This is a genomic window from Dokdonia genika (genome assembly GCF_042652845.1).
GTDB classification, from domain to species: domain Bacteria; phylum Bacteroidota; class Bacteroidia; order Flavobacteriales; family Flavobacteriaceae; genus Dokdonia; species Dokdonia donghaensis.
The window spans coordinates 520,039-541,356 of the sequence record NZ_JBHSHB010000008.1; the positions used below are offsets into that span (position 1 = coordinate 520,039).

The window sequence follows — 21,318 nt, forward strand, 5'->3', positions numbered from 1 at the left end:
GCTGTTGTGGTGAGTGAACGACCTATTTTTCTACAATCTCTATTTCAAAAAGTGTGTTCCAGTGTTTACCGGTTACAAAAAGGCGCCCCTCGTTTGCTTTATAGGCAATACCATTAAGTACCTCATTTGCTGGATCTGTAAGTTTTTGTACTTCGTTTTTGAGCGTGCGTAAATCAATAAGACCTTCTAGCGCCCCTGTTGTAGGGTCAATTATAGAGATAAGGTCTACTTGATAATTGTTTGCATATATTTTACCATTTACCCATTCTAGTTCGTTGAGTTTGCTAGTAACCTTTGTATTGTCAGTAGGCTCTATATACGATTGTTCAGATAGATTAGAAGGGTCTAAGGTCCAGATTTTACTAGTTCCGTCAGACTTGTAAATTACTTTATCATCATTTGCAAGCCCCCAGCCTTCTCTACTTTTATTGTAGGTAAAAGTTCCGGTAGTCTCAAATGTATTACGGTCGTAAATAAAGCCAGTATTACCCTTCCAGGTAAGCTGGTATATATTATCGCCTATAATGGTCATCCCTTCGGCAAAGTATGCTTTGTCTAGTTTTTCTTCCTTAAGTACTTTTCCAGTTTTGTAGTCTACTTTTCTCAGGTTAGACTCGCCATAACTACCATTGCTTTCATACAGTGTATCACCTACAAATTCTAGCCCCTGTGTATAGGCATCTGTCTGGTGCGGGTATCTGTTTATGATTTTATAGCCATATACTTTTGGCGCTTTTGTATGTAAAATGTTTAGTTTTTGTGTGGTGGTCGTACTTTCTCCTCCGGCATAAATAGTAGCACTCAACTCGCGTTGTCCCAGTTTTTGAGAAGATAGGGTAGTGGTGACACCCTCCAGACCGTTACTTGAACCTATGCGCTTCCCGTCAAAGGCGTATGAAACAGAGTCAAATGCGATATTTTTTTTCGCTTTAAGCGAGATGGTTATTTCTCCACCATTTTTGATAGCATTTTTTTGTGCATCTGTTGTAATAGTATAGTTTCCATCTAGAGAACCTGTGTCGCTACAAGCGATTAAAAGTAGCGGTAATATGAATAGAATGAGGTGCTTAGCTTTTGCTGTCATTTTTTGTTGAATTTTATAGCAATTTAAAACAAAAAATCGGGCTAAAAAACCTTGTGACTTCTCAAAGAAGCTATATCTTTGCAGCGGCAAGTCCTACACAACCAGCTCCTGTCGAATCCCCCAGGGTGGGAACGCAGCAAGGGTAGATGGTCGTAGCGGTGTGATGTAGGTAGCTTGCCTTTTTTTGTGCGCACAAGTCAAGTAATTTGACAATGATATATAACAATCTCAAACCTCAGTAATGATGTTTGAGATTTTCTTTTTTACGCTTTCGCGAAAGCGTAATTAAAACCCATAAAAAAAGCCATCTCTTTATTGAGATGGCTTTTTAAGTATATGATAAATAGGTCTTAGTACCCTACGCGTTCTACAATCTCAAGACCGTAGCCTACGATACCGATACGTTTAAGTCCCTCGCTGTTAGTCATAAGTTTCACTTTAGAAATGCGTAGATCGTGTAAAATCTGTGCACCTATACCAAAGTCTTTTGAGTCCATAACAATATTAGGAGCTTTCATTACTCCATCTTTTTGAATGTTTTTGAGCTCCCTTAATCGTCCCAATAAATTTGCCGATGCATTTTCTTGATTTATAAAAACTATAGCTCCTTTGCCAGCCTCATTTACGGCTTTAAACATATCGTCTAGTTTGGCATCTGGATTATTGGTAAGCGTGCCTAGTAGGTCGTTGTTAATTTGAGTAGAGTTTACACGCACTAGTACTGGCTCATCATCTTCCCATCCACCTTTTGTAAGTGCGATATGCACAGTGTCATTTGTGGTTTGCTCATAAGCGCGAAGTCTAAAATCTCCAAAACGAGTTTTTATCTCAAAGTCTTCTTTCTTGTCTATAAGGCTATCGTGGTTCATACGGTAGGCCACTAGATCTTCTATAGAAACAATTTTGAGGTCAAACTTTTCTGCCACCTCCATAAGTTGAGGGAGTCGTGCCATTGTACCATCTTCATTCATTATCTCTACGATGGCTCCTGCAGGTTTAAAACCAGCAAGTCTAGCGAAATCTATTGCGGCTTCTGTGTGACCTGTACGACGCAGTACGCCACCTTCCTTTGCCTTAAGCGGAAAAATGTGTCCCGGTCTACTTAAATCATAAGGTTTAGTCTGCGGGTCTATAAGTGCTTGTACGGTTTTTGCCCTATCTGAGGCAGATATACCGGTGGTTACCCCTTGACCTTTTAAATCTACAGAGATGGTAAAGGCTGTCTCCATAGGGTCTGTGTTGCTTGTTACCATCATATTGAGTTGCAACTCTTCACAACGATCCTCAGTAATAGGAGCACAGATAAGACCACGCCCGTGTGTAGCCATAAAGTTAATCATCTCTGGTGTTACTGTCTCTGCTGCCGCTACAAAGTCTCCTTCATTTTCTCGGTCTTCATCATCTACTACTATGATTACTTTGCCATTTTTAATATCTTCTATGGCTTCTTCTATAGTGTGTAGTTGTATCGTTTTGGGTGCTGTCATTTGTATGAGTAACGTTTTGCACAAAGATACAAGAACGTGTGTATATAATGGATATTCATTTAGTCCAGATAGCCTTATAGATTATCAGTAAAATATCCTTGAGTTTTTAAATTATCTAAGGTAATACCTAGCTTGCCTAGTCTTGAGATAGCAGCCTTGCGTACGTCTGTAGAGTGTCCAGATTCTTTATAGTTTTTTACAATGTCCTTGAGCTGGTTTGAAGAAAGGGTGTCTAGCATTTTTTCTTCTTCATCACTTATCGAGTAACTTAAGTCTAGCGCATCAATATTGATAGCTTTCTTTTTAGGTCTTGCAAATAGTTTTTTAATAAACGTAGGCATAATGTCTACATCAAATATGCCTTGGTCTGTCGTTGCACGATAGGTGAGATACACCCCAAGCGGGAACAAAATAAATGTACTTAACCAGCTTGCTATAAACGGACTAATTGAGTTGTCTTCTGCACTATTTTTTGCAAAAATACCTATGAAGTGAAAGGTAAGAAAGAGCACCACACCTATTACAATAGGCAAGCCAAGTCCACCTTTGCGTATAATAGCGCCTAGTGGAGCTCCCACAAAAAAGAGTAGAATACAGCTAAAGCCCAATACATATTTCTCGTGTAGTGAGATTTCAAATTTGCTTAATCGCTTTACATCTATTTTGAGAATCTTTTTTCTGTTCTCTATATCTGCAATGGTGTTACTTATATTAGACTTTGCAATTTCTAAGATACGCACGCGGTCTTTAATCTCGTAGTTGTCTAATATGGCCTCTTTTATCTCTGCGCTTTGTTGTTTTACATTACCTTGATAAAGAGTATCTACAGGCGGTGGTTTTATGCGGCTTACATACTTATTTGTAAATTTTGTTCTGTCTTCAACAAACCTTTCAGATAGGGCTGTAATACTAGAATCTAGTAGTACAATATCCATCATCTGGTAGGTGTTGTTTATATCTCTGGCATCTAGATCTTCATTGCCTAGGGCGCTTAGGTCTATGTTGAGCGTGTAGGTCTCAAAATAACTCTTTGCAAAAGGCTCTTTAAGTTTTTCCTTAGTCTTCTTCTTTTGTACTTCTGTATAATAGTTACCCTCCTTGAGTTGTAGTGAGAGAGTAGGGGAGTCTATAGAACTTATGAGCTCTCCTTCTTTTGCAACGATAACCGTATAATTACCAAGCCGTCCTTTTTCCTTTTGATGTATGACAACATCTCTGAGATATTGATCTCTATCTCCATACTTTTCTGCAACACGCATATTAAAGTCGTCACCTATTTCATTAAACTGGCCACTACGTATGAGCATAGCAGGTTTCATCTTACCTATGTTATTACGTAGGTTTCTAAACTCAACCTGTGATGCGGGAATCACATAATTTGCAAATAAGAAGGATGCGATACCTAAAAATATAATGAAGAATATAACACTCTTCATTGCCCGCTGTAGTGAGATCCCCGTAGACTTCATTGCTGCAAACTCATAATTCTCGGCAAAATTTCCAAAGGTCATTATACTCGTAAGTAGCACAGAAAGAGGCAATACAAGTGTTACAAGACTAGGCATTGCAAAGAGTAAAAACTTTAATATCACATCAAAGTCCAGATCTCTACCTGCTAGTTCTTGTATATATAACCATACACTCTGTAAAACAAAAATGAACATCAATATAGAAAAGATGCTCAGAAACGTTTTTACAAACGTAAAGAAGATATAGCGGTCAAGTATTTTCATCTATAAATGATAAGGGCGCAGACAAAAATAAGAAGTCTGCGCCCTTAGCTCTAGTATCTACTGTTATAATTTATTGATATAATAGTCTGTGTATTTACCCTTATCAAAAGTAAAGGTATTCTTTGCAAGTGGCTGGTTAGTCTTAAAAGAGTTTACCGTTATAGTCACTTTAGTACCATTGTTTTGCGTAATAATAAGTTTGTGTATATGCTTAGTCTGAGCATCTACACCTAGCAAAGTATACTTCACATCACTATTAGAATCCATAGGTGTGAGTTTTACAAATTGTATCTCTCTACCATTTACTTTTTGCTTGATGTCCATCTTTTGCGTGTACCCTTCATTAAAGAAAGAAAGCATCTTAGACGGTGTGATCGCATTTTCATCTTGATCACTCATCGCGCTTATGGTTACCTCTTCATCTTCCGGTACAATCGTGTAGACGTTTGTCCCGTCAAATAATTGAGTCGTACCCATAAGTGATAACTTATAATTATCACCTGCCATTACTACGTTACCTTTAGTCTCTTGATTTACACCTTCGGCTTCATTGCTAAGGGCATACTTAAAGTCTATTGCTATATTATCGTAGCTCTTAACTTTAGTGTCTACCTCTTTAAGGAGTGTTTGTACAGATTGCGCTTTCGCGAAAGCGGTCATAAATAACAACAATACCACTGGCATTGCACGCTTTGCAAATTTTCTGTACCCTTTTACTGCGACTGGAACTAAGACCTTCTTAAATAGTATAGGTGCCAGCCAAAAAATTAATCTCTTCTTCATCTTGGTTTATTCATTGTTAAGGAGTTGATCGAGAGCCATCATATCTGGAACCAGAACCTGTCGTGCTTTACTACCTTCAAAAGGTCCTACCACACCTGCAGCTTCTAGTTGATCTATGATTCTACCTGCTCGATTATATCCTAATTTAAGTTTACGTTGCAATAGTGAGGCACTACCTTGTTGAGCTATTACCAAAACTTCGGCAGCATCACGAAAAAGTGCATCTCTATCTGATGCATCTATATCAAGACTTGTGCCACTCTCTTCACCTACATACTCTGGCAGTAAGTGCGCATCTGGATATGCTTTTTGATTACCTATATACTCTACAATGCGCTCTACTTCTGGAGTGTCTACAAAGGCACATTGTATACGCACAACATCATTACCCTGAGTGTATAACATATCCCCACGACCTATAAGCTGGTCTGCTCCAGAGGTGTCAAGTATGGTGCGACTATCAATTTTTGAAGTTACTCTAAAAGCGATACGCGCTGGGAAGTTTGCCTTAATAATACCTGTAATAACATTTACAGAAGGACGTTGTGTTGCGATTATAAGGTGTATCCCAATGGCACGTGCAAGCTGGGCCAGACGGGCAATAGGAGTCTCTACTTCCTTACCAGAAGTCATAATTAAATCTGCAAACTCGTCTACTACCAGTATAATGTATGGTAAAAACTTGTGGCCGTTTTCTGGATTGAGTTTTCTTGCTTTAAACTTTGCATTGTACTCCTTAATATTACGGCACATTGCATTTTTAAGAAGGTCATATCTAGCATCCATCTCTATACACATAGAGTTGAGTGTGTTAATCACCTTTGAGTTATCTGTGATAATAGCCTCTTCTGTATCTGGAAGTTTTGCGAGATAGTGGCGTTCTATTTTATTAAATAAAGTAAGCTCCACCTTTTTTGGATCTACCAGTACAAACTTTACCTCTGCAGGGTGTTTTTTGTATAGCAATGAGGTAAGGATGGCATTAAGCCCTACAGACTTACCTTGTCCCGTAGCACCTGCCATAAGTAGGTGAGGCATCTTTGCAAGATCTACCACAAAAGTCTCGTTTGAGATGGTTTTACCTAGCGTAAGTGGTAACTCCATCTCTGCTTCTTGAAACTTCTTACTAGCCACTGCAGAGCGCATACTTACAATACGAGGATTCTTATTAGGAACCTCAATACCTATCGTACCGCGACCAGGGATAGGAGCAATGATACGTATACCAAGGGCACTTAGTGATAGTGCAATATCATCTTCTAGATTCTTAATTTTTGAAATACGTACACCCGCTTCTGGTACAATCTCGTATAAGGTTACGGTAGGACCTACGGTTGCTTTTATGTTTGAGATTCCTATTTTGTAGTTGTTGAGTGTCTCTACAATACGGTTTTTATTCTCTTCAAGTTCTTCTTGATTAATGGTAATTCCCTGTCCGTTTGTGTAGTCTTTTAATAAGTCTATAGGTGGGAATTTAAATTTTGCCAACTCTAGCGTAGGGTCAAACTCACCAAAGTCTTCTACCAGTTTTGAGCTCAGGTTATCTGTAAGTTCTTCTTCTTCGACTGGTTTTTCGACCTCTACCTCGACTACAGTTTCTGGAGTAGGGATGACTTCTTCCTCTTCTGGAGCTTGGGTTACTTCAAAGCTACTTGCTACCTCAGGTGTCTTTTGAGTAAGTGTAGGTTGCAAGTTTTGTACATTTTGTTCAAATGTAGAGGTGGTTGTAGGAGGTGTTTCTGTTTCCGCTTTCGCGAAAGCGGTCTCATCTCCACCAGTGTTACTTCCCTTAAGTATTTCTTGTGCCTCATAAGTAGATGAGTTATCTACAATAACCGGCTCTGGAGTCGCATCTGAAGCAAACTCGCCTGCAAGGGCATTTTTCTTTTCTTTAAAATAGGTGCTCACACGCTCTGGTGTAAGTCGTAAACGTAGCACGAGGTAAATAATCGCGAGGAAAGTCATCACGATAATGGCACCAGTAAGCCCTAGGTAGTCTTGTAAAAAATCGTTTATTTCATAACCTACTGTACCGCCTAGTATGTCATTGCTGTTACTAAAGAAGCCTAGAAAAACAGCAAGCCACAACATTAAAAGAATACCCCAAAACCAAAATTTCTTAAGTGCAGCTTTTGCATAATCAAAAAAATAATAGACACCAGTTAAGGCAGTGAGTATAGCGATGGTGAGTGCAGGGACCCCAAAACCTTTGTAGACAAAGAAGTGACTTATGCGAGCTCCTACTAGCGAGAGCCAGTTAGACGCATTATCTTCTCTAGTACCTGTTTGTAGTAGGCTCTGGTCTGCTTTCCACGTAAAGAGATATGAGATAAAAGAAAAGAGTAGGGCAAGGCCTAAAAAGAATAGAAAACTGCCAAGTATAATCTGTTGCTGGCGCGACAGTTTAAAGGAAATAGGTTTTCTAGGGGTTTTAGGTTTGGTTTTTTTTGCCGTGGTTTTCTTTTTTGCCATAGAAGCGCTCGAGGTTGTTTTTTGAGTGGATATAAAAATACAATATTGAAACGGAATTTTTATGGGTTTATGCGCCCTTGTTTAACGTTTCTGTTTAAGTGTATTTTTAGGGTAATATCCTCTTGAGATGCTGCTATTTAAAAGCGGCTTGTCACAAAAAATGTATGTAGATTTTTAAAAAATTCTAGGGATGTAGATAATGCCGGCAATTATAACAGCTACTAAAGCAGCGATACCTACAGCACCTGCAGCAATATCTTTGATTTTTCCTATTTTCTCGTGAAAATCTGGGTGTATAAAATCTGCAATACCTTCTATCGCGGTATTAAGTCCTTCTGCAGTCATAACCAAGCCTATGCATAGGGTTTGAGCAATCCACTCTGTACGGCTTATGTTGTAATAAAAACCAGCAATGGTAATAAGTATAGCCACACCAAATTGTACCTGTATGCTTGCCTCAGAGCGTATGAGTTGTATACCGCCTTGTAGCGAGTATTTCATCCCTTTGAGTCTTCCTGTTATAAATTTTATAGGCACGTGTGTTTGGTTTTTTATGGTGTGAAGTGGTTGCAATAGTACATAAATAAACCTGCCAGATTATACGTAGTTGTACAAGCTCAGGCAGGTTTATGTATACTCTATATTATTTAAGAGCGTTCATTGCACCTTCATAGTTAGGCTCTTGACCTACTTCTGGTACTTGCTCTGTGTAAACTACTTGCCCTTCTTCATTAAGAACTACTACGGCTCTTGAGTGTAAGCCGTCAAAACCACCATCTGCGATAGTAACTCCATAGTCTTCACCAAATTTTCCTGTCTTGAAATCAGATAAGGTGTGTACATTATCTAGACCCTCTGCTGCACAAAAACGTGCTTGAGCAAATGGTAAGTCACGAGAGATACAAAGTACCTCCGTATTTTCTGCGCTAGAAACTTTTTCATTAAACGTACGTACAGACTGTGCACATACACCTGTGTCTACAGATGGAAAGATGTTAAGTACCACACGCTTTCCTTTATAGTCTGATAAGCTTGCTGGAGAAAGATCGTTTTTTGATAACGTAAAATCTGGAGCTGCTGTTCCTACTTTTGGAAGTTCGCCTACGGTTTGTGTTGCGTTGCCGCCTAGTGTTATTGTTGCCATTTTATTTTTTTTTGTTGTCTCGTAAAAGTAAAACAAAAACTACCATTTACCACTCGCTTAACAATTGTTTATCAAGTTGCTCTGGTATACTTACATTGAGAATAAAAAAAAGTACAACTGCCAGTGGCGGTTGTACTTTTAATAAGGTTGTGTGAGTATGAAATCTTAGTTATCTATAGACCCCATTACTCGTTTCATAAAGCCGTTAAGAGCCTCTTTTTTTGCGGTACCGCTACGCATATCTTTATGCACTTCTAGCGCTCCATACATATTTGAGATAAGTTCACCTATAACGTCTAGCTCTTCATCTTTAAGAGAAGGAACTTCTGTAAGGTGCTCAAGTGTCTCTACTGTTTCAATAAGAAAATCTTGATCATTTTCTTCTATAAAACCTACGAGGTGCTTAATTACTGGTAACTTCATTTACAAGGTCTTTAAGTACATCAAATTTATTAGTCTGTACTTGATTAGTAAATGATCCCTTTGTAAACGTTGCAAATGTAGGAAGGTTGTCTACTGTAGCCATTTTACGTGACTCAGGATTCTTCTCGGCATCTACAATAACAAACTTTACATTTTCGTTTTCTGAAGCTAGTTTCTTGAACTTAGGCTTCATAATACGACAGTTACCACACCAGGTAGCACTGTATTGTACGACAACGGTCTCATTTTCGGCAACAATCTGGTTAAGATTATCTTGATCTAATTCTTGAATCATAGCTTCTGTTTTTTTAGTTTGCGTGAGCAGCAAGGTAGCTAGCTACACCATCACGGTTTGCGTTCATCGCTTCTTTACCATCTTCCCAGTTTGCAGGACAAACTTCTCCTTTTTCTTGTACGTGCGTGTATGCATCTACAAGTCTTAAAAACTCAGATACGTTACGACCCAGTGGCATATGGTTTACACCTTCGTGAAAAACAGTTCCCTCTTCATCAATAAGGTATGTCGCTCTGTAAGTTACATTGTCACCATCTACAAGTACAGTTCCAGTCTCTTCATCAAAACGCTCGTTAGTCACGTCAAGAATACCTAACTGGTTTGCAAGGTTGCGGTTAGAGTCTGCAAGTATAGGGTATGTTACACCTTCTATACCTCCGTTATCTTTTGCAGTGTTTAACCACGCAAAGTGTACTTCTGGAGTATCACAAGATGCACCTATTACGATTGTATTACGGTCTGCAAATGCTTGCTTTGCTGCTTCAAAAGCGTGAAGCTCTGTAGGACAAACAAATGTAAAATCTTTTGGGTACCAGAAAAGAATGATTTTCTTTCCTTCTTCTTTTGCTTTTTCTAAGATGTTGATCTTAAAAGTATCTCCCATTTCATCCATTGCATCTACGGCAAGGTTTGGGAATTTTTTTCCAACTAGTGTCATTATTTTAAGGTTTTTATGTTCGTAATTTGAAAGTGCAAAAGTACCCCCAAATCAAGCTCAATAAAAGCCTGTAAAATCCAATAATCTGATAGTAGTATTAGTATTCTTTATGTAACCTTGTTAGGTATTGTAAATGTGTGGGTTACGCTTTCGCGAAAGCGTAAAAAAATCCTCCTTATGCTTTTCTAGCATCCTTAATTTGTCTAATTTTAATATTAAATCCTGCAAAAATGAGTGTCATAAATGGCGAGAGCCAGTTAAAGATGGCAAAAACAAAGTACTCTGCTACGCCTACATTAAGGACACTACTTTGGTATGCTCCACAAGTGTTCCAAGGGATGAGTACTGAGGTTACCGTACCAGAATCTTCTAGCGTACGAGATAAGTTTTCTGGAGCAAGTCCTTTGTCTTCGTAGGCTTTCTTAAACATTTTACCAGGGATGACAAGCGCAAGATATTGATCTGAAGCAATAGCATTGAGACCCAGACAAGAAATCACTGTACTTGCAAAAAGACCAAAAACGGTATCTGCGACACTCAGTAGGGCTTTTGTAATTCTAGATAGTGCACCTATACCATCCATAATTCCTCCAAAAACCATCGCACAACATATAAGTAATATCGTCCATAGCATACCAAGTATACCTCCCGCGCTAAAGAGTTCGTTAAGTGTAGCATTAGGTGTTTCTATAGCAGTATCTGTCCAGATAGCTGTGGCTATGGCATTTATTTTTGATGAAGATAATCCCTCTAGTATTTCTGGTTGAAAGATATATGCAAACACTGCTGCAAGCACGACACCTATTCCTAGGGCAATGAGTGGTTTTGTCTTCGTAACGATTAATGCAATTACCACACCTGGAACGATAAAAAGCATAGGAGTTATATTAAAGGTGTCATCTATTACACCTAGTAACTCTGTGACATCTGCCGTACCTGTTGTGTCTATATTAAGGCTTATAATAATAAATACGAGTAGCGTGATAACTATAGTAGGTACCGTAGTAAGCGTCATATATTTTATATGCGTAAAAAGATCTGTACCTGCCATCGCTGGAGCTAGGTTAGTTGTATCACTTAGTGGTGACATTTTATCACCAAAGTATGCACCAGAAATCACAGCTCCCGCTATCATACCTGCATCTATACCCAGCGCTTGACCTATACCTATAAGCGCAATACCTACAGTGGCAGAGGTGGTCCAAGAGCTGCCTGTTGCAATGGAGATAATGGCAGCAATAATGACTGAGGCTGGTAAAAAGATAGTAGGGTTTAACACCTGGAGACCGTAATATACCATTGCTGGAATAATACCACTCACAAGCCAGCTACCGGCAAGTGCTCCTACTAGAAATAATATGACAATAGGTACAAAAACACTTTTTAGGTTTTCCCAAACTTCGGAGAGCATTGTGCCTAGTGTAGATTTATTAAGAAAGCCTACTACTGCGGCTGCAGCTCCCCCCATAAGAAGGATGTATTGATTAGAATACTCACCAAGCCACACACCATCTTTAAGAAAAATGTTATACGCTAGAAGCCCCATTAGAATAACTACTGGAATAAGAGCCTCCCACAAATTTAGTTCACGATTATCTACAATATGATGGTTTTTTTGCTCTTCTAGATTGTTATTCATTGTGTGTGTTTTGTATAGGTAATGTTACAATAATAGCCTGTATTTTGCAAGGTGTGAGAGCAAATAGCTCATAGCTCTCATTACACGCTCATCTCTTAGATTAAAAGAGGTGAGAATCTATCACTCTTTGTTATAGTTAGTTAGACTGTATATAGCAATACTTCTTATGTTATAAAAAAACAATGCGAGCTTACAGTAGGTTACCATAAGCTCGCAAAGATTTTAATGGCGGTAATGTGTTATGCCATTTTTGGAACCAAAACGCCTATCTCTTCCATACAAGATTTCATCATTTCATAAGTACGTTCTATATCTGCATCAAGGCCTATTGAGAACCTTATGAGACCATCTGTAAGTCCCATAGCTGCTTGCTCATCTTCTGGAATTTCTGATGAAGTAGAGGTTCCCGGTGCGCTAAAGAGGGTTTTGTAAAATCCTAAACTCACCGCTAGATAACCTAGGTTCTTTTCTTGCATTAACTCCATAAGTGCATTTGCCTTATCTAGTGATCCTACATCTACTGTAAGCATACCGCCGTAGCCGTACTTATCATTCATATGTCTATTAAACACCTCGTGACTAGGGTGAGAAGGGAGTCCTGGGTATACCGTTCTTAGTCCTAGATTTTCAAAACGCTCTGCGAGATACATAGCATTGTGACTATGTTGCATCATACGTATATGCAGGGTGCGTAAGTTTTTGAGTACAGAGGCTGCTCTCAGACTATCCATAGTAGGACCTAGTAGCATACTTGCTCCATCATTTACATTACGTAACTCATCTATAAATTCTTGTGTACCACATACCACGCCACCTACCGTGTCTGAAGATCCGTTTATAAACTTAGTAAGACTGTGTATCACCACATCTGCACCGTGGTTTACAGGAGATATAGAGAGCGGTGAGAATGTATTATCTACCACTAGTTTAAGGTTGTGTCTTTTTGCAATGGCAGAGAGCCCTTCAATATCTGCAATCTCAAGTAGTGGGTTGCTCACAGACTCACAGTAGAGCACCTTCGTGTCTTTTGTAATAGCAGCTTCTACAGCTTCCAGATTTGTAATGTCTACAAAGCTCGTCGTGATGCTTAGTCTAGGAGCAAAGTTTTTTAAGAAGGCATATGTCCCTCCATAAATGGTACGGCTTGACACTACGTGATCACCAGCCTGGCACAGTTGTAATAGAGTAGGAGTGATAGCACCCATCCCACTGGCAGCAACGTTTGCTGTTTCTGTTCCTTCCATAGCGGCTAGGGCTGCACCTAGATAAAGATTAGACGGTGTACTGTGTCTTGAGTATAAATAACAACCATCTGCATTACCTTCAAAGGTGTCAAACATCGTTTTTGCCGATAGAAAGGTATACGTTGAGCTATCTGAAATAGAAGGATTTACTCCTCCAAATTCTCCAAAATACTGTAAATCTTGGATCTCGTTTGCGGGTTTAAATTTCATAAAGCGCTAAGTGTTTGAATAGATTAGTTTATGTAAATACTTGTTATTTATAACGTAAATGTATGTATTTGTAGATATTTAATCAATAGTGAGTTAGATATATAGATAATTAAACTGTATTATTGTAAATAATTAGAATTTCGCTTTCGCGAAAGCATAAGTTTACCCCAAATACTGATAATTTTTCTATGATGAAACTTGACGAACTAGACAAAAAGATTTTAGGATACCTACAACAGGACGCCAAAATCACAAACAAAGAGCTTTCTGCAAAGCTTAATCTTTCTGTAACTGCTATTTATGAGCGTGTAAAAAAGATGGAGCGCTCTGGAGTGATCGCACAGTATATCACACTTCTTAATAAGGATATCGTAGGGCTAGGTTTTCAGGTGTTTTGCCACGTAAAGCTAGAGAAGCACGCGCAAAATGCAATAGACTCTTTTGAGAAAGAGGTGACCGCGCTAGATGAGGTCTTAGAGTGTTTTCACGTAAGTGGGGACTATGATTATTTACTCAAGGTGCTGGTAAGAGATATGGAGCATTTTCGTAATTTTATGGTAAGTAAGCTTACGACTCTTAAGTATATAGGGAGTACACAGAGCTCGTTTACTATAAGCGAGGTAAAAAACACTACAACAATTACGGTATGATGAATGGCAAGTATTATGTACTCACAGAGTTTTTTATATTATTCATAATACTACCATTAAGTCTATTATTACCCTATGACTTTAAGATCAAAGGAGCTTCTGTTTTAATAGGTTTTACATATTTACTGGTGATGCTTTATAGAAGTAAGGCGGTAAAGTTTAAGGTAGAACAGTCTATAAACTGGCCGTCATTTTTTAAGGAGACAGCTGTGAAGTTTGTTGTTATAGCCATTGTTACTACCATTTACGTGTACATATTACAGCCATCTAGCTTGTTTTGTGTACCACAGAGTAACCCAAAATTATGGGTGATGATACTGCTAGTGTACACCTTCTTATCTGTATGGCCGCAAGAGGTGATTTACAGAACTTTTTTCTTTAACCGTTATGATGGTTTCTTTAAAGACAAGCGATTGCTTATCGTGGTAAATGCGATTGTATTTGCAATGGCGCACTTGTTTTTACGCAACACCTTAGTCATTGTGCTCACCTTTATAGGCGGATTATTATTTGCTTATACCTTTAAGAAAACTAGATCTACGACCCTGGTATCTATAGAGCACGCTTTATATGGTAACTGGTTATTTACAGTAGGGATGGGGCAGATGCTTGCCTTCCCAGGGATGGAGGCGTGTTGAAAAAAACCTTCTTAGATATAAAAAAGCCAATCGTGAGATTGGCTTTTTTTAATTATACTTCAGATTCTTTATAGTTCATCACTCGCTTCTTCTTGTCCCATCATCATTAGGTATCCTTTTAAGAAGAGGTCTATGTTACCATCTAGTACAGCATCAGTGTTACCCGTCTCTACAGCGGTGCGCACATCTTTTACAAGTTTGTAAGGATGTAATACGTAATTGCGTATTTGTGATCCCCACTCAATGGCCTTTTTATCTGCTTCTATCGCGTTACGGGCTTCCATTTGCTTGCGTAGTTCTAGCTCGTATAATTGAGAACGTAGCATCTGTAACGCTTTTGCGCGGTTATCGTGTTGCGATCGTGAGTCAGAACAAGAGATTTGTATACCCGTAGGATGGTGGGTAAGTTGGACCTTAGTCTCAACCTTGTTTACATTTTGCCCTCCAGCACCAGAAGATCTCGCCGTCACAATATCATAGTCTGCTGGATTGAGTTCTATCTCAATACTATCATCTACAAGTGGATATACATATACCGAGGCAAATGAGGTATGACGCTTTGCATTACTGTCAAAAGGGGAGATGCGCACCAGTCTGTGTACACCGTTTTCACCTTTAAGCCAGCCAAAGGCAAACTCACCTTCTATCTCTAGCGACACCGTTTTTATACCCGCTACATCACCTTCTTGAAAGTTAAGCTCTTTTACCTTCCAGCCTTGTTTTTCTGCATACATTAAGTACATACGCATAAGCATAGATGCCCAGTCGCAACTCTCTGTACCACCGGCTCCGGCAGTAATCTGTAAGACACAGCTTAGCTCATCACCCTCTTCTGAGAGCATATTTCTAAACTCGATATCTTCTATAAAACTAGCCGCTTTCTCATAGCGTGCTTGTACATTTTCTTCTGGAGCTTCGCCTTCTTTTGCAAATTCATAGAGCACCTCTAGGTCTTCTACAAAGGTTTGAGCCTCCTCATAATCTGTTACCCATTTCTTTTTAGAACGTAAGGTTTTCATAAAGGCCTCAGCCTCTTTTGGGTCGTTCCAGAAATTTGGGTCAAAGGTTTTTTCTTCTTCGTTTTGTATCTCGATACGTTTACGATCTACGTCAAAGATATCTCCTTAAGCCGTCTACGCGCTCTTGGAGTGATTTTATGTGGTCTGTTGTAATCATATGCTTCCCTTGCTGGGTATGTAATTTAAAATGCTTTAAACTTCTAGGTGTTGAGAATGTGGGTTGTTACGCTTTCGCGAAAGCGTACTCATTACTCCTCTAGTAAGTCTGGTCTTCTTTCTTTTGTTCTTATATATGCTTGTTCTTCTCGCCACTCTTCTACCTTAGGAGTATTGCCACTGGTGAGAATCTCAGGGACTTTCCAGCCTTTATAATCTGCTGGGCGCGTGTAAATAGGTGGAGCGAGTAATCCATCTTGAAAACTATCTGTAAGCGCCGAAGTCTCATTACCTAGCACCCCAGGAATTAAACGTATCACCGCATCACAGAGTATCAGAGCGCCTAGCTCGCCACCGCTCAATACGTAGTCTCCTATGGAAATTTCCTTGGTAATAAAATGATCTCTCACACGCTGGTCTACACCTTTGTAGTGACCACATAGTATGATAATGTTGCCTTTAAGCGATAGCGTGTTTGCCATCCCTTGGTCTAGCGTCTCACCATCTGGAGTCATATAAATCACCTCGTCATAATCACGCTCAGATTTGAGCTTAGAGATACATTTATCTATAGGCTCAATTTGCATTACCATACCTGCACCTCCGCCAAACTGGTAGTCATCTACCTGCTTGTACTTAGTATCTGTATAGTCTCGCAAATTGTGAAACTGTACTTCTACTAGACCTTTTGCAATAGAGCGTTGCATTATAGAGGCCTCAAAAGGACTCTTTAATAACTCTGGTACGACGGTAATAATATCTATTCTCATAAGTATACAATTGTAATGCGAGGCAGGTCTTGCGCTAGCGAGCCCAAAAGTAATGTAAATCGGGGTCTTTTGTAAAGCCTAGACGCTCATAAAGTTTTTGTGCCGGGTTTGTAGTACCCGTTTGTAATGCAATGCCTTTTTGCCCAGTGGCTGTACATAACTCTTTAACACGATTTATAAGCAAGGTACCTATACCTTTTCCTCTATGATCTGGATGAATATATAAATCATTGAGCAATAACATACGCTCCATACTTACCGAAGAAAATAGGGGGTACACTTGCGTGAAACCTACTAGCTCCTGCGTATTACTTGCAGTATGAGCGACATAAATGGTACTCTCATTATGTGTAAACCGTTCTTTAAGGAAGGAGCGAGCCCCTTCTATATCTGACGGTTGTTTATAAAACTGTCTATACCCATCAAAGAGCGGGATAATAAACTCAAGATCTGTAAGTGTAGCCTGGCGTATATGCATAAAAAAATCTATACCCTAAAGTACAGATTTTATAGTATTAATAAAACGAGTGCTTACCCTTTTGAGGATTTAAGCGCTCTGTTGCGCTCATCTTGTAGCTGGCGACCTAGTTTTTGCTCTTTCTCTAAGGCTTTACGACGGTAATCTTCAAACTCTGCCTCTGTCTCATCTAGTTTGTGCTGTGCCGTTTTAGTAAGTACGTTACTACTTCTAAATTTGAATATAAAAAATAGCAGTGCAAGTAGAAGTACACCTGCGATACTCCATACCATCGTGTTGTAGTTGCCTTTACTCATTTGAGCGCCAAAAAAGTTCATTGAGTCTTTCTCACCTTCTGTCGCTTCTAGTGTAGCCTGCGTTTGAGCAAGGTCTGTGCTTACCTGTGCTGCAGCCGCTTGCTGCTGTGCCATTTCTGACTTAAGATTTTCTATCTCTGCCTGTAGGCCGTCTATGCGTTTTTTTGTGTTTTGCTGTAGGCGGGTCATTTTTACTTTTTCAATCACCTTAAATTGCTGGTAATTGTTTGAACCATCTATAACCTCTGTAAATTGATCATCAATGCTCTTTGAGGCATCTTGTGCTTGTACAGCGGTAAAAGAAAGGAGGAATATAAAAGCAAAAGCCTTTGTAATAGCGTCCATAAATCTGAAAAATTAAATGATATTTTATATAACAATGACGATGTACCCCATCGCAGTTTACAAAAGTACGTGAAAATACATCTTTTGGACTTTTTAAATAAAATTATATCTCAAGATGTTGCTTCTTTTTATGTAGTAGGAGGGATTTGGTAGGGGATATGGGTGAGACGGCAGAGTAGATTTAATTAAGACTAGCTCTAAAACCTATTTTGAAGCGTAGCCATACGATTGCGGTAATCACCAAGTATGCAATTGCCTTTTGTGTGGCTTATTTTGTCTTGAACTGCGAGCCTTGCGCAATCAGCCGTCACGTGTTTGTGTATGATTAGTGGCGTGTTTAAGCACTTAATTTAGCAAATAAAAACCGAATAGAAAATCCGAGAGGATTTTCGTAAGTAGGCTAGAACTAGCAATAAATTATATACGGTGTTGGCAGTAGTGTTTTATTTTAATTCAAATGAACTAAAAAATTTTGATATCAAAGAATTATTTTCAAATTTCTCAGGAGTAAAAACTGATAAGGAATATTCTATATTATCTATAAGGAAAATCCTTTGTGTTATTATGACTCCATAACCAGATAAAGAATAGGAGATTTCTACACCAGCATAATTTTCATATTCAACATTTTTTTGATAAATCAAGATACCTTTAAGATCATTTAAAAGGGATTGTATTTTGTTTTCGTAAAACTCATCTATTTTAGTAATGTCAAATTTGTATTTTGGGTATTGTATATAGTTGAAAGTATAAAAGGAATTCAGAAAATTATCATTTTTTAAATAATTCCATTGTATTGTTTTTCGTAATGCTTTTCCATAATCTTTGGTTTTTAATTTATCATTAGATATTTCTATTTGTTTATTTGGGAATTCTAACTGAACGTTAATTTTATTGAATTCGAGGATTTCCCAATTTGAATTAATTATTTCCTTATCAGTTTTATATATTTTATTTTGACTGTTACAATTAAAGGTGAAAAAAAGTGCTATTATTAATTGTGCTATTACTTTTAGGTTCATTATTTTTTATTTCAAAAGTTTTAATTTAACTAGGATTATAGTTGGTTTGTACATTACTGCCAACAGGCCACTACATAAAGCGAGTGCGGCATTTTGCTGGTTAGCCTGTTTTGTTGTTTTTTAATTGATGGTTTAAATATACAATGAATTTTGAATTTGTGCGCCGCACATAGAGCTTTCAAACCTGCCTCCGACGAGCGTAGCGAGAGGAAGGCATAAATTCGCGTTATGTAATAGTTCTTGCATCCGACGAGAGAGGGACGAGCGAGAGGAATGCACACTTGCAACTACGTGTGAGCTTTCTATAATTGAGATGTATGCCCTAGGCATTTTTGAGTCCTGCCTCCGACGAGGAAGGAACGACCGAGAGGAAGGCATAAGGTGGCGGCTGATTGAGTAGGGTGGGAGCTTTAAAATCCTAGGAGATTTGCTCTATGATCTATCTGTACCAAATCCTTGATTATTGCTCTTACAATCGCTCTAAAACCGATTTTGAAGCGTAGCCATACGACTGCGGTAATTACCAAGTGTGCAACTGCCTTTTGTGAAGCTTATTTTGTCGTGAACTGCGAGCCCTTGGGCAATCAGCCGCCACGTTTATGTATAAGAATAGTTGCGGTTTTGTGTGCGAGGATTTTCCGAAGGAAAATCAGACGTAACAAAAGTGCAACGACCTTTGATTAAGCCCAAAATAGCAATTATTTTTATACTGTGTTGTGTGTAGTTTTTTTCTTTTTTATTAATTCAGTCATTTTTCCGATTCCGAAAACAAAAAACGCAATAATTCCAGAAAAAATTAATCCTGTAATAAATGAAAAATTTCTTCCAGTATCACTTGTCAGATTTCTCATTGCTTCTTGTTGTTCAGGCGTGATTTCATTTCCGCTAAAAAATCCGTCTTGATTTAAGTCAAACTTATTCGAATTCCATTGGACATAAATATCATCATAAGTTGCTCCTCCAACAATAAATAAGTAAAATAGAAAGAAAATAGTCAAACTTATCCAAAACCATTTCAGTTTTCCGATTCCAAATATTCGCTTTCTTTTCAAGAATATTATTCCTAAAATCAAAATTGAAATTATTGATGGAATTATTAAATGATATGGTAAAGTTATTTCGTTCATTCAATTTCTGTCGGTTTGTCAAATTACACACAACAGGCCACTATATAAAGCGAGTGCGGCATTTTGCTGGTGAGCCTGTTTTTTTTGTTTTTTAATTGATTGTTTAAATATACACTTATTTGTGAATCTGTCGCCGCGCATAGGGCTTTCAAATCCCAATGTACTTCGGGACACGTTATGTAATAGTTCTTGCATCCGATGAGAGAGGAACTACCGAGAGAAAGGCACCGGTCTCGGCTATGATTAGTGCGGTGACAAGCAAACCTTTTTGTTTCCGTCTGCGCACGAAGCTAAATTTATAAGATATAGCAACTTCATTAATAAACTCAAACCTTTCGGTTTTGCCTTAAAGACCGCACTGCGTTTAGGTTTTGCTGTAAAACGTTTTAATCCAGTTTAATTTCAGGGTTTAAGAATGTATAAATCTGTTCTCCAATCTTAACAGTTATTACGTCATCATTAATTTTATTTAAAACATCAAATCGATTTTCCAATTCCAGTTTTTTTACAAATAAAACTCGCTGCTGTGATTTATTGATTTGATTATTTCCAATCAATTTCTCCTGTTTAAAAGCTCCATTCTTACTTGATTCAACAGAAATGGGTATATCTTTTATTGGTAAGGTTGATGTCTCACTCATTGCGATTAGAACTATTAAAGAATTATTGTAATTTCCATATTCACTCCTAAACCCCGGCATTATATTTAAGTTAGAATTGGCCTTGAATTTTACATTGTAAAAATCTCCTTGAATTTCATTAAAAGTGCTACTTTCATTAAAAAACAAGTAAGGTAAGAGTCTAAAATATGAGTTTTTATAATTTGGATTAATGGCGGCAATTCCATTTGAATTCAATTTGGAGGCTGGAATTTCGGATTGTATTTCAGGTCTTGGCAATTGCGATGTGCTCGAGCAGGAAATTACAATTAGTAATATTAAATATAGTAATCGTTTCATTTTTTTTATATGTTTTACAACAGGCCACTAGATAAAGCGAGTGCGGCTTCTAATAGCTATCGGGATTATTGGTTTTAATTTTTAATTGATTCTTCTAAATTATTGACACAAAGAGGGCCTATTTAATTTTATCCATTTTGTCGGTAAACAACTTAATTAATTCCTCTTTATAAGGGTGTCCATCTTTAAAGCAATCCTTCTTTTCAGAATCAAAAACTATTAAGCAAGTAAAATAATCATACATCGATTCAGTTCCGTCAGTTACTACAGTAAAGGTTTTATCATTTCCGTCTATGAGCTTTACATCCTGCCAAACAATTCTTTTAATAATTTGGTGATGTAATCCACTTAACTTTTCGCTCCATTTACCATAATTCTGACGCATTAGTTTCTTTGCATCTGTAGCTGATTCCATTTCGTAAAATCGAAGTTCGTTTACATAAATTGTATCGTTTTCCACGACTACTGGTGTATTTACTATTTTAAAATCAGAATACTTTGGTTCTATAATCACATCCTTTGAAGATGAACAACTCCAGCCTGTAGGCTTCCCTAAAAATGTAGGCTTCCCCTTTTTAGGACACCTTAAAATTCGATAAATAATTATTATTTAGATCAGGTTTGATGAAGAATTTAAATTCTTCATCAAACCTGGGCATATATTCTTTAGGAGATATGTTACCTAA

22 protein-coding genes and 1 other RNA gene are annotated in these 21,318 nt (G+C 38.1%); 3 read left to right on the top strand and 20 right to left on the bottom strand.

Going from position 1 to position 21,318, the window contains the following annotated elements; genetic code table 11:
* Positions 1-22: 22 nt before the first annotated feature.
* Entirely contained in the window at positions 23-1,084 is a 1,062-nt protein-coding gene (locus ACFO5T_RS06360) for a glutaminyl-peptide cyclotransferase (protein WP_380032935.1), read from the bottom strand.
* 84 nt (positions 1,085-1,168) lie between these two features.
* On the opposite strand from ACFO5T_RS06360, the gene ffs reads away from it, so the two are divergent.
* An RNA gene (gene ffs, locus ACFO5T_RS06365) (signal recognition particle sRNA small type) lies at positions 1,169-1,267 on the top strand.
* 167 nt (positions 1,268-1,434) lie between these two features.
* Here ffs and ribB read toward each other — a convergent pair.
* The 11 genes from ribB to ACFO5T_RS06420 all read right to left on the bottom strand — a co-directional run bounded on the left by ribB (position 1,435) and on the right by ACFO5T_RS06420 (position 13,172).
* The gene (gene ribB, locus ACFO5T_RS06370; RefSeq protein ID WP_380032937.1) at positions 1,435-2,571 is read right to left on the bottom strand and encodes a 3,4-dihydroxy-2-butanone-4-phosphate synthase; all 1,137 of its coding nucleotides are present in this window, start codon (positions 2,569-2,571) and stop codon (positions 1,435-1,437) included.
* A 74-nt stretch (positions 2,572-2,645) separates the two neighbouring features.
* Positions 2,646-4,304: an LptF/LptG family permease gene (locus tag ACFO5T_RS06375; RefSeq protein ID WP_380032939.1), complete on the bottom strand. Its 1,659-nt coding sequence runs from the start codon at positions 4,302-4,304 to the stop codon at positions 2,646-2,648.
* Between the two features lie 63 nt (positions 4,305-4,367).
* The gene (gene lolA1 / locus ACFO5T_RS06380) at positions 4,368-5,087 is read right to left on the bottom strand and encodes an outer membrane lipoprotein periplasmic chaperone LolA1 (RefSeq protein ID WP_084811635.1); all 720 of its coding nucleotides are present in this window, start codon (positions 5,085-5,087) and stop codon (positions 4,368-4,370) included.
* 6 nt (positions 5,088-5,093) lie between these two features.
* Complete coding sequence (locus ACFO5T_RS06385; RefSeq protein ID WP_380032942.1) at positions 5,094-7,559, bottom strand: FtsK/SpoIIIE family DNA translocase; 2,466 nt, start codon at positions 7,557-7,559, stop codon at positions 5,094-5,096.
* Positions 7,560-7,733: 174 nt separating this feature from the next.
* Positions 7,734-8,060 (bottom strand): diacylglycerol kinase, encoded by a 327-nt coding sequence (locus ACFO5T_RS06390; protein WP_380032988.1) that lies wholly within the window; start codon positions 8,058-8,060, stop codon positions 7,734-7,736.
* Between the two features lie 142 nt (positions 8,061-8,202).
* Positions 8,203-8,703, bottom strand: a complete 501-nt coding sequence (gene tpx / locus ACFO5T_RS06395) for a thiol peroxidase (RefSeq protein WP_035328708.1) — start codon at positions 8,701-8,703, stop codon at positions 8,203-8,205.
* A 165-nt stretch (positions 8,704-8,868) separates the two neighbouring features.
* The gene (locus tag ACFO5T_RS06400) at positions 8,869-9,126 is read right to left on the bottom strand and encodes a DUF6952 family protein (RefSeq protein WP_021778616.1); all 258 of its coding nucleotides are present in this window, start codon (positions 9,124-9,126) and stop codon (positions 8,869-8,871) included.
* Complete coding sequence (locus tag ACFO5T_RS06405) at positions 9,107-9,421, bottom strand: thioredoxin family protein (RefSeq protein ID WP_035325090.1); 315 nt, start codon at positions 9,419-9,421, stop codon at positions 9,107-9,109. Before ACFO5T_RS06405 ends, ACFO5T_RS06400 begins: the two co-directional genes overlap by 20 nt.
* Positions 9,422-9,434: 13 nt before the next feature.
* Positions 9,435-10,079, bottom strand: a complete 645-nt coding sequence (locus ACFO5T_RS06410; RefSeq protein WP_021778618.1) for a peroxiredoxin — start codon at positions 10,077-10,079, stop codon at positions 9,435-9,437.
* A 175-nt stretch (positions 10,080-10,254) separates the two neighbouring features.
* Positions 10,255-11,718 (bottom strand): Na+/H+ antiporter NhaC family protein, encoded by a 1,464-nt coding sequence (locus ACFO5T_RS06415; protein ID WP_380032945.1) that lies wholly within the window; start codon positions 11,716-11,718, stop codon positions 10,255-10,257.
* 239 nt (positions 11,719-11,957) lie between these two features.
* The gene (locus ACFO5T_RS06420) at positions 11,958-13,172 is read right to left on the bottom strand and encodes an aminotransferase class I/II-fold pyridoxal phosphate-dependent enzyme (RefSeq protein WP_380032947.1); all 1,215 of its coding nucleotides are present in this window, start codon (positions 13,170-13,172) and stop codon (positions 11,958-11,960) included.
* Positions 13,173-13,363: 191 nt separating this feature from the next.
* On the opposite strand from ACFO5T_RS06420, the gene ACFO5T_RS06425 reads away from it, so the two are divergent.
* Together ACFO5T_RS06425 and ACFO5T_RS06430 are read left to right on the top strand one after the other, a co-directional pair.
* Entirely contained in the window at positions 13,364-13,822 is a 459-nt protein-coding gene (locus ACFO5T_RS06425; RefSeq protein ID WP_375252216.1) for an Lrp/AsnC family transcriptional regulator, read from the top strand.
* Positions 13,819-14,460, top strand: a complete 642-nt coding sequence (locus ACFO5T_RS06430) for a CPBP family intramembrane glutamic endopeptidase (RefSeq protein ID WP_380032949.1) — start codon at positions 13,819-13,821, stop codon at positions 14,458-14,460. Before ACFO5T_RS06425 ends, ACFO5T_RS06430 begins: the two co-directional genes overlap by 4 nt.
* A gap of 68 nt (positions 14,461-14,528) precedes the next feature.
* Here ACFO5T_RS06430 and prfB read toward each other — a convergent pair.
* The 8 genes from prfB to ACFO5T_RS06470 form a co-directional block, all read right to left on the bottom strand.
* Positions 14,529-15,636, bottom strand: a protein-coding gene (gene prfB, locus ACFO5T_RS06435) for a peptide chain release factor 2 (RefSeq protein WP_148305630.1) whose coding sequence is annotated in 2 segments (ribosomal slippage) — positions 14,529-15,572 and positions 15,574-15,636 — 1,107 coding nt in all. Because the reading frame shifts where the segments join, the coding sequence is not laid out codon by codon here.
* Between the two features lie 91 nt (positions 15,637-15,727).
* Positions 15,728-16,405, bottom strand: coding sequence for a tRNA (guanosine(37)-N1)-methyltransferase TrmD (trmD, locus tag ACFO5T_RS06440; protein WP_021778625.1), 678 nt, complete (start codon positions 16,403-16,405; stop codon positions 15,728-15,730).
* 34 nt (positions 16,406-16,439) lie between these two features.
* Complete coding sequence (locus ACFO5T_RS06445; RefSeq protein ID WP_380032952.1) at positions 16,440-16,883, bottom strand: GNAT family N-acetyltransferase; 444 nt, start codon at positions 16,881-16,883, stop codon at positions 16,440-16,442.
* A gap of 53 nt (positions 16,884-16,936) precedes the next feature.
* Positions 16,937-17,524, bottom strand: a complete 588-nt coding sequence (locus tag ACFO5T_RS06450) for a hypothetical protein (RefSeq protein WP_380032954.1) — start codon at positions 17,522-17,524, stop codon at positions 16,937-16,939.
* A gap of 443 nt (positions 17,525-17,967) precedes the next feature.
* Positions 17,968-18,546, bottom strand: coding sequence for a hypothetical protein (locus ACFO5T_RS06455; protein ID WP_380032956.1), 579 nt, complete (start codon positions 18,544-18,546; stop codon positions 17,968-17,970).
* Between the two features lie 704 nt (positions 18,547-19,250).
* Complete coding sequence (locus ACFO5T_RS06460; RefSeq protein ID WP_380032958.1) at positions 19,251-19,673, bottom strand: hypothetical protein; 423 nt, start codon at positions 19,671-19,673, stop codon at positions 19,251-19,253.
* 386 nt (positions 19,674-20,059) lie between these two features.
* Positions 20,060-20,632: a hypothetical protein gene (locus ACFO5T_RS06465; RefSeq protein WP_380032960.1), complete on the bottom strand. Its 573-nt coding sequence runs from the start codon at positions 20,630-20,632 to the stop codon at positions 20,060-20,062.
* A gap of 118 nt (positions 20,633-20,750) precedes the next feature.
* Entirely contained in the window at positions 20,751-21,146 is a 396-nt protein-coding gene (locus tag ACFO5T_RS06470; RefSeq protein WP_380032962.1) for a hypothetical protein, read from the bottom strand.
* Between the last annotated feature and the right edge of the window lie 172 nt (positions 21,147-21,318).

Bases quoted from the DNA above. Each gene is read 5' to 3' on its own strand.
- ACFO5T_RS06360 (WP_380032935.1), bottom strand. From the start codon at position 1,084: ATGACAGCAAAAGCTAAGCACCTCATTCTATTCATATTACCGCTACTT.
- ribB (WP_380032937.1), bottom strand. From the start codon at position 2,571: ATGACAGCACCCAAAACGATACAACTACACACTATAGAAGAAGCCATA.
- ACFO5T_RS06375 (WP_380032939.1), bottom strand. From the start codon at position 4,304: ATGAAAATACTTGACCGCTATATCTTCTTTACGTTTGTAAAAACGTTT.
- lolA1 (WP_084811635.1), bottom strand. From the start codon at position 5,087: ATGAAGAAGAGATTAATTTTTTGGCTGGCACCTATACTATTTAAGAAG.
- ACFO5T_RS06385 (WP_380032942.1), bottom strand. From the start codon at position 7,559: ATGGCAAAAAAGAAAACCACGGCAAAAAAAACCAAACCTAAAACCCCT.
- ACFO5T_RS06390 (WP_380032988.1), bottom strand. From the start codon at position 8,060: ATGAAATACTCGCTACAAGGCGGTATACAACTCATACGCTCTGAGGCA.
- tpx (WP_035328708.1), bottom strand. From the start codon at position 8,703: ATGGCAACAATAACACTAGGCGGCAACGCAACACAAACCGTAGGCGAA.
- ACFO5T_RS06400 (WP_021778616.1), bottom strand. From the start codon at position 9,126: ATGAAGTTACCAGTAATTAAGCACCTCGTAGGTTTTATAGAAGAAAAT.
- ACFO5T_RS06405 (WP_035325090.1), bottom strand. From the start codon at position 9,421: ATGATTCAAGAATTAGATCAAGATAATCTTAACCAGATTGTTGCCGAA.
- ACFO5T_RS06410 (WP_021778618.1), bottom strand. From the start codon at position 10,079: ATGACACTAGTTGGAAAAAAATTCCCAAACCTTGCCGTAGATGCAATG.
- ACFO5T_RS06415 (WP_380032945.1), bottom strand. From the start codon at position 11,718: ATGAATAACAATCTAGAAGAGCAAAAAAACCATCATATTGTAGATAAT.
- ACFO5T_RS06420 (WP_380032947.1), bottom strand. From the start codon at position 13,172: ATGAAATTTAAACCCGCAAACGAGATCCAAGATTTACAGTATTTTGGA.
- ACFO5T_RS06425 (WP_375252216.1), top strand. From the start codon at position 13,364: ATGAAACTTGACGAACTAGACAAAAAGATTTTAGGATACCTACAACAG.
- ACFO5T_RS06430 (WP_380032949.1), top strand. From the start codon at position 13,819: ATGATGAATGGCAAGTATTATGTACTCACAGAGTTTTTTATATTATTC.
- trmD (WP_021778625.1), bottom strand. From the start codon at position 16,405: ATGAGAATAGATATTATTACCGTCGTACCAGAGTTATTAAAGAGTCCT.
- ACFO5T_RS06445 (WP_380032952.1), bottom strand. From the start codon at position 16,883: ATGCATATACGCCAGGCTACACTTACAGATCTTGAGTTTATTATCCCG.
- ACFO5T_RS06450 (WP_380032954.1), bottom strand. From the start codon at position 17,524: ATGGACGCTATTACAAAGGCTTTTGCTTTTATATTCCTCCTTTCTTTT.
- ACFO5T_RS06455 (WP_380032956.1), bottom strand. From the start codon at position 18,546: ATGAACCTAAAAGTAATAGCACAATTAATAATAGCACTTTTTTTCACC.
- ACFO5T_RS06460 (WP_380032958.1), bottom strand. From the start codon at position 19,673: ATGAACGAAATAACTTTACCATATCATTTAATAATTCCATCAATAATT.
- ACFO5T_RS06465 (WP_380032960.1), bottom strand. From the start codon at position 20,632: ATGAAACGATTACTATATTTAATATTACTAATTGTAATTTCCTGCTCG.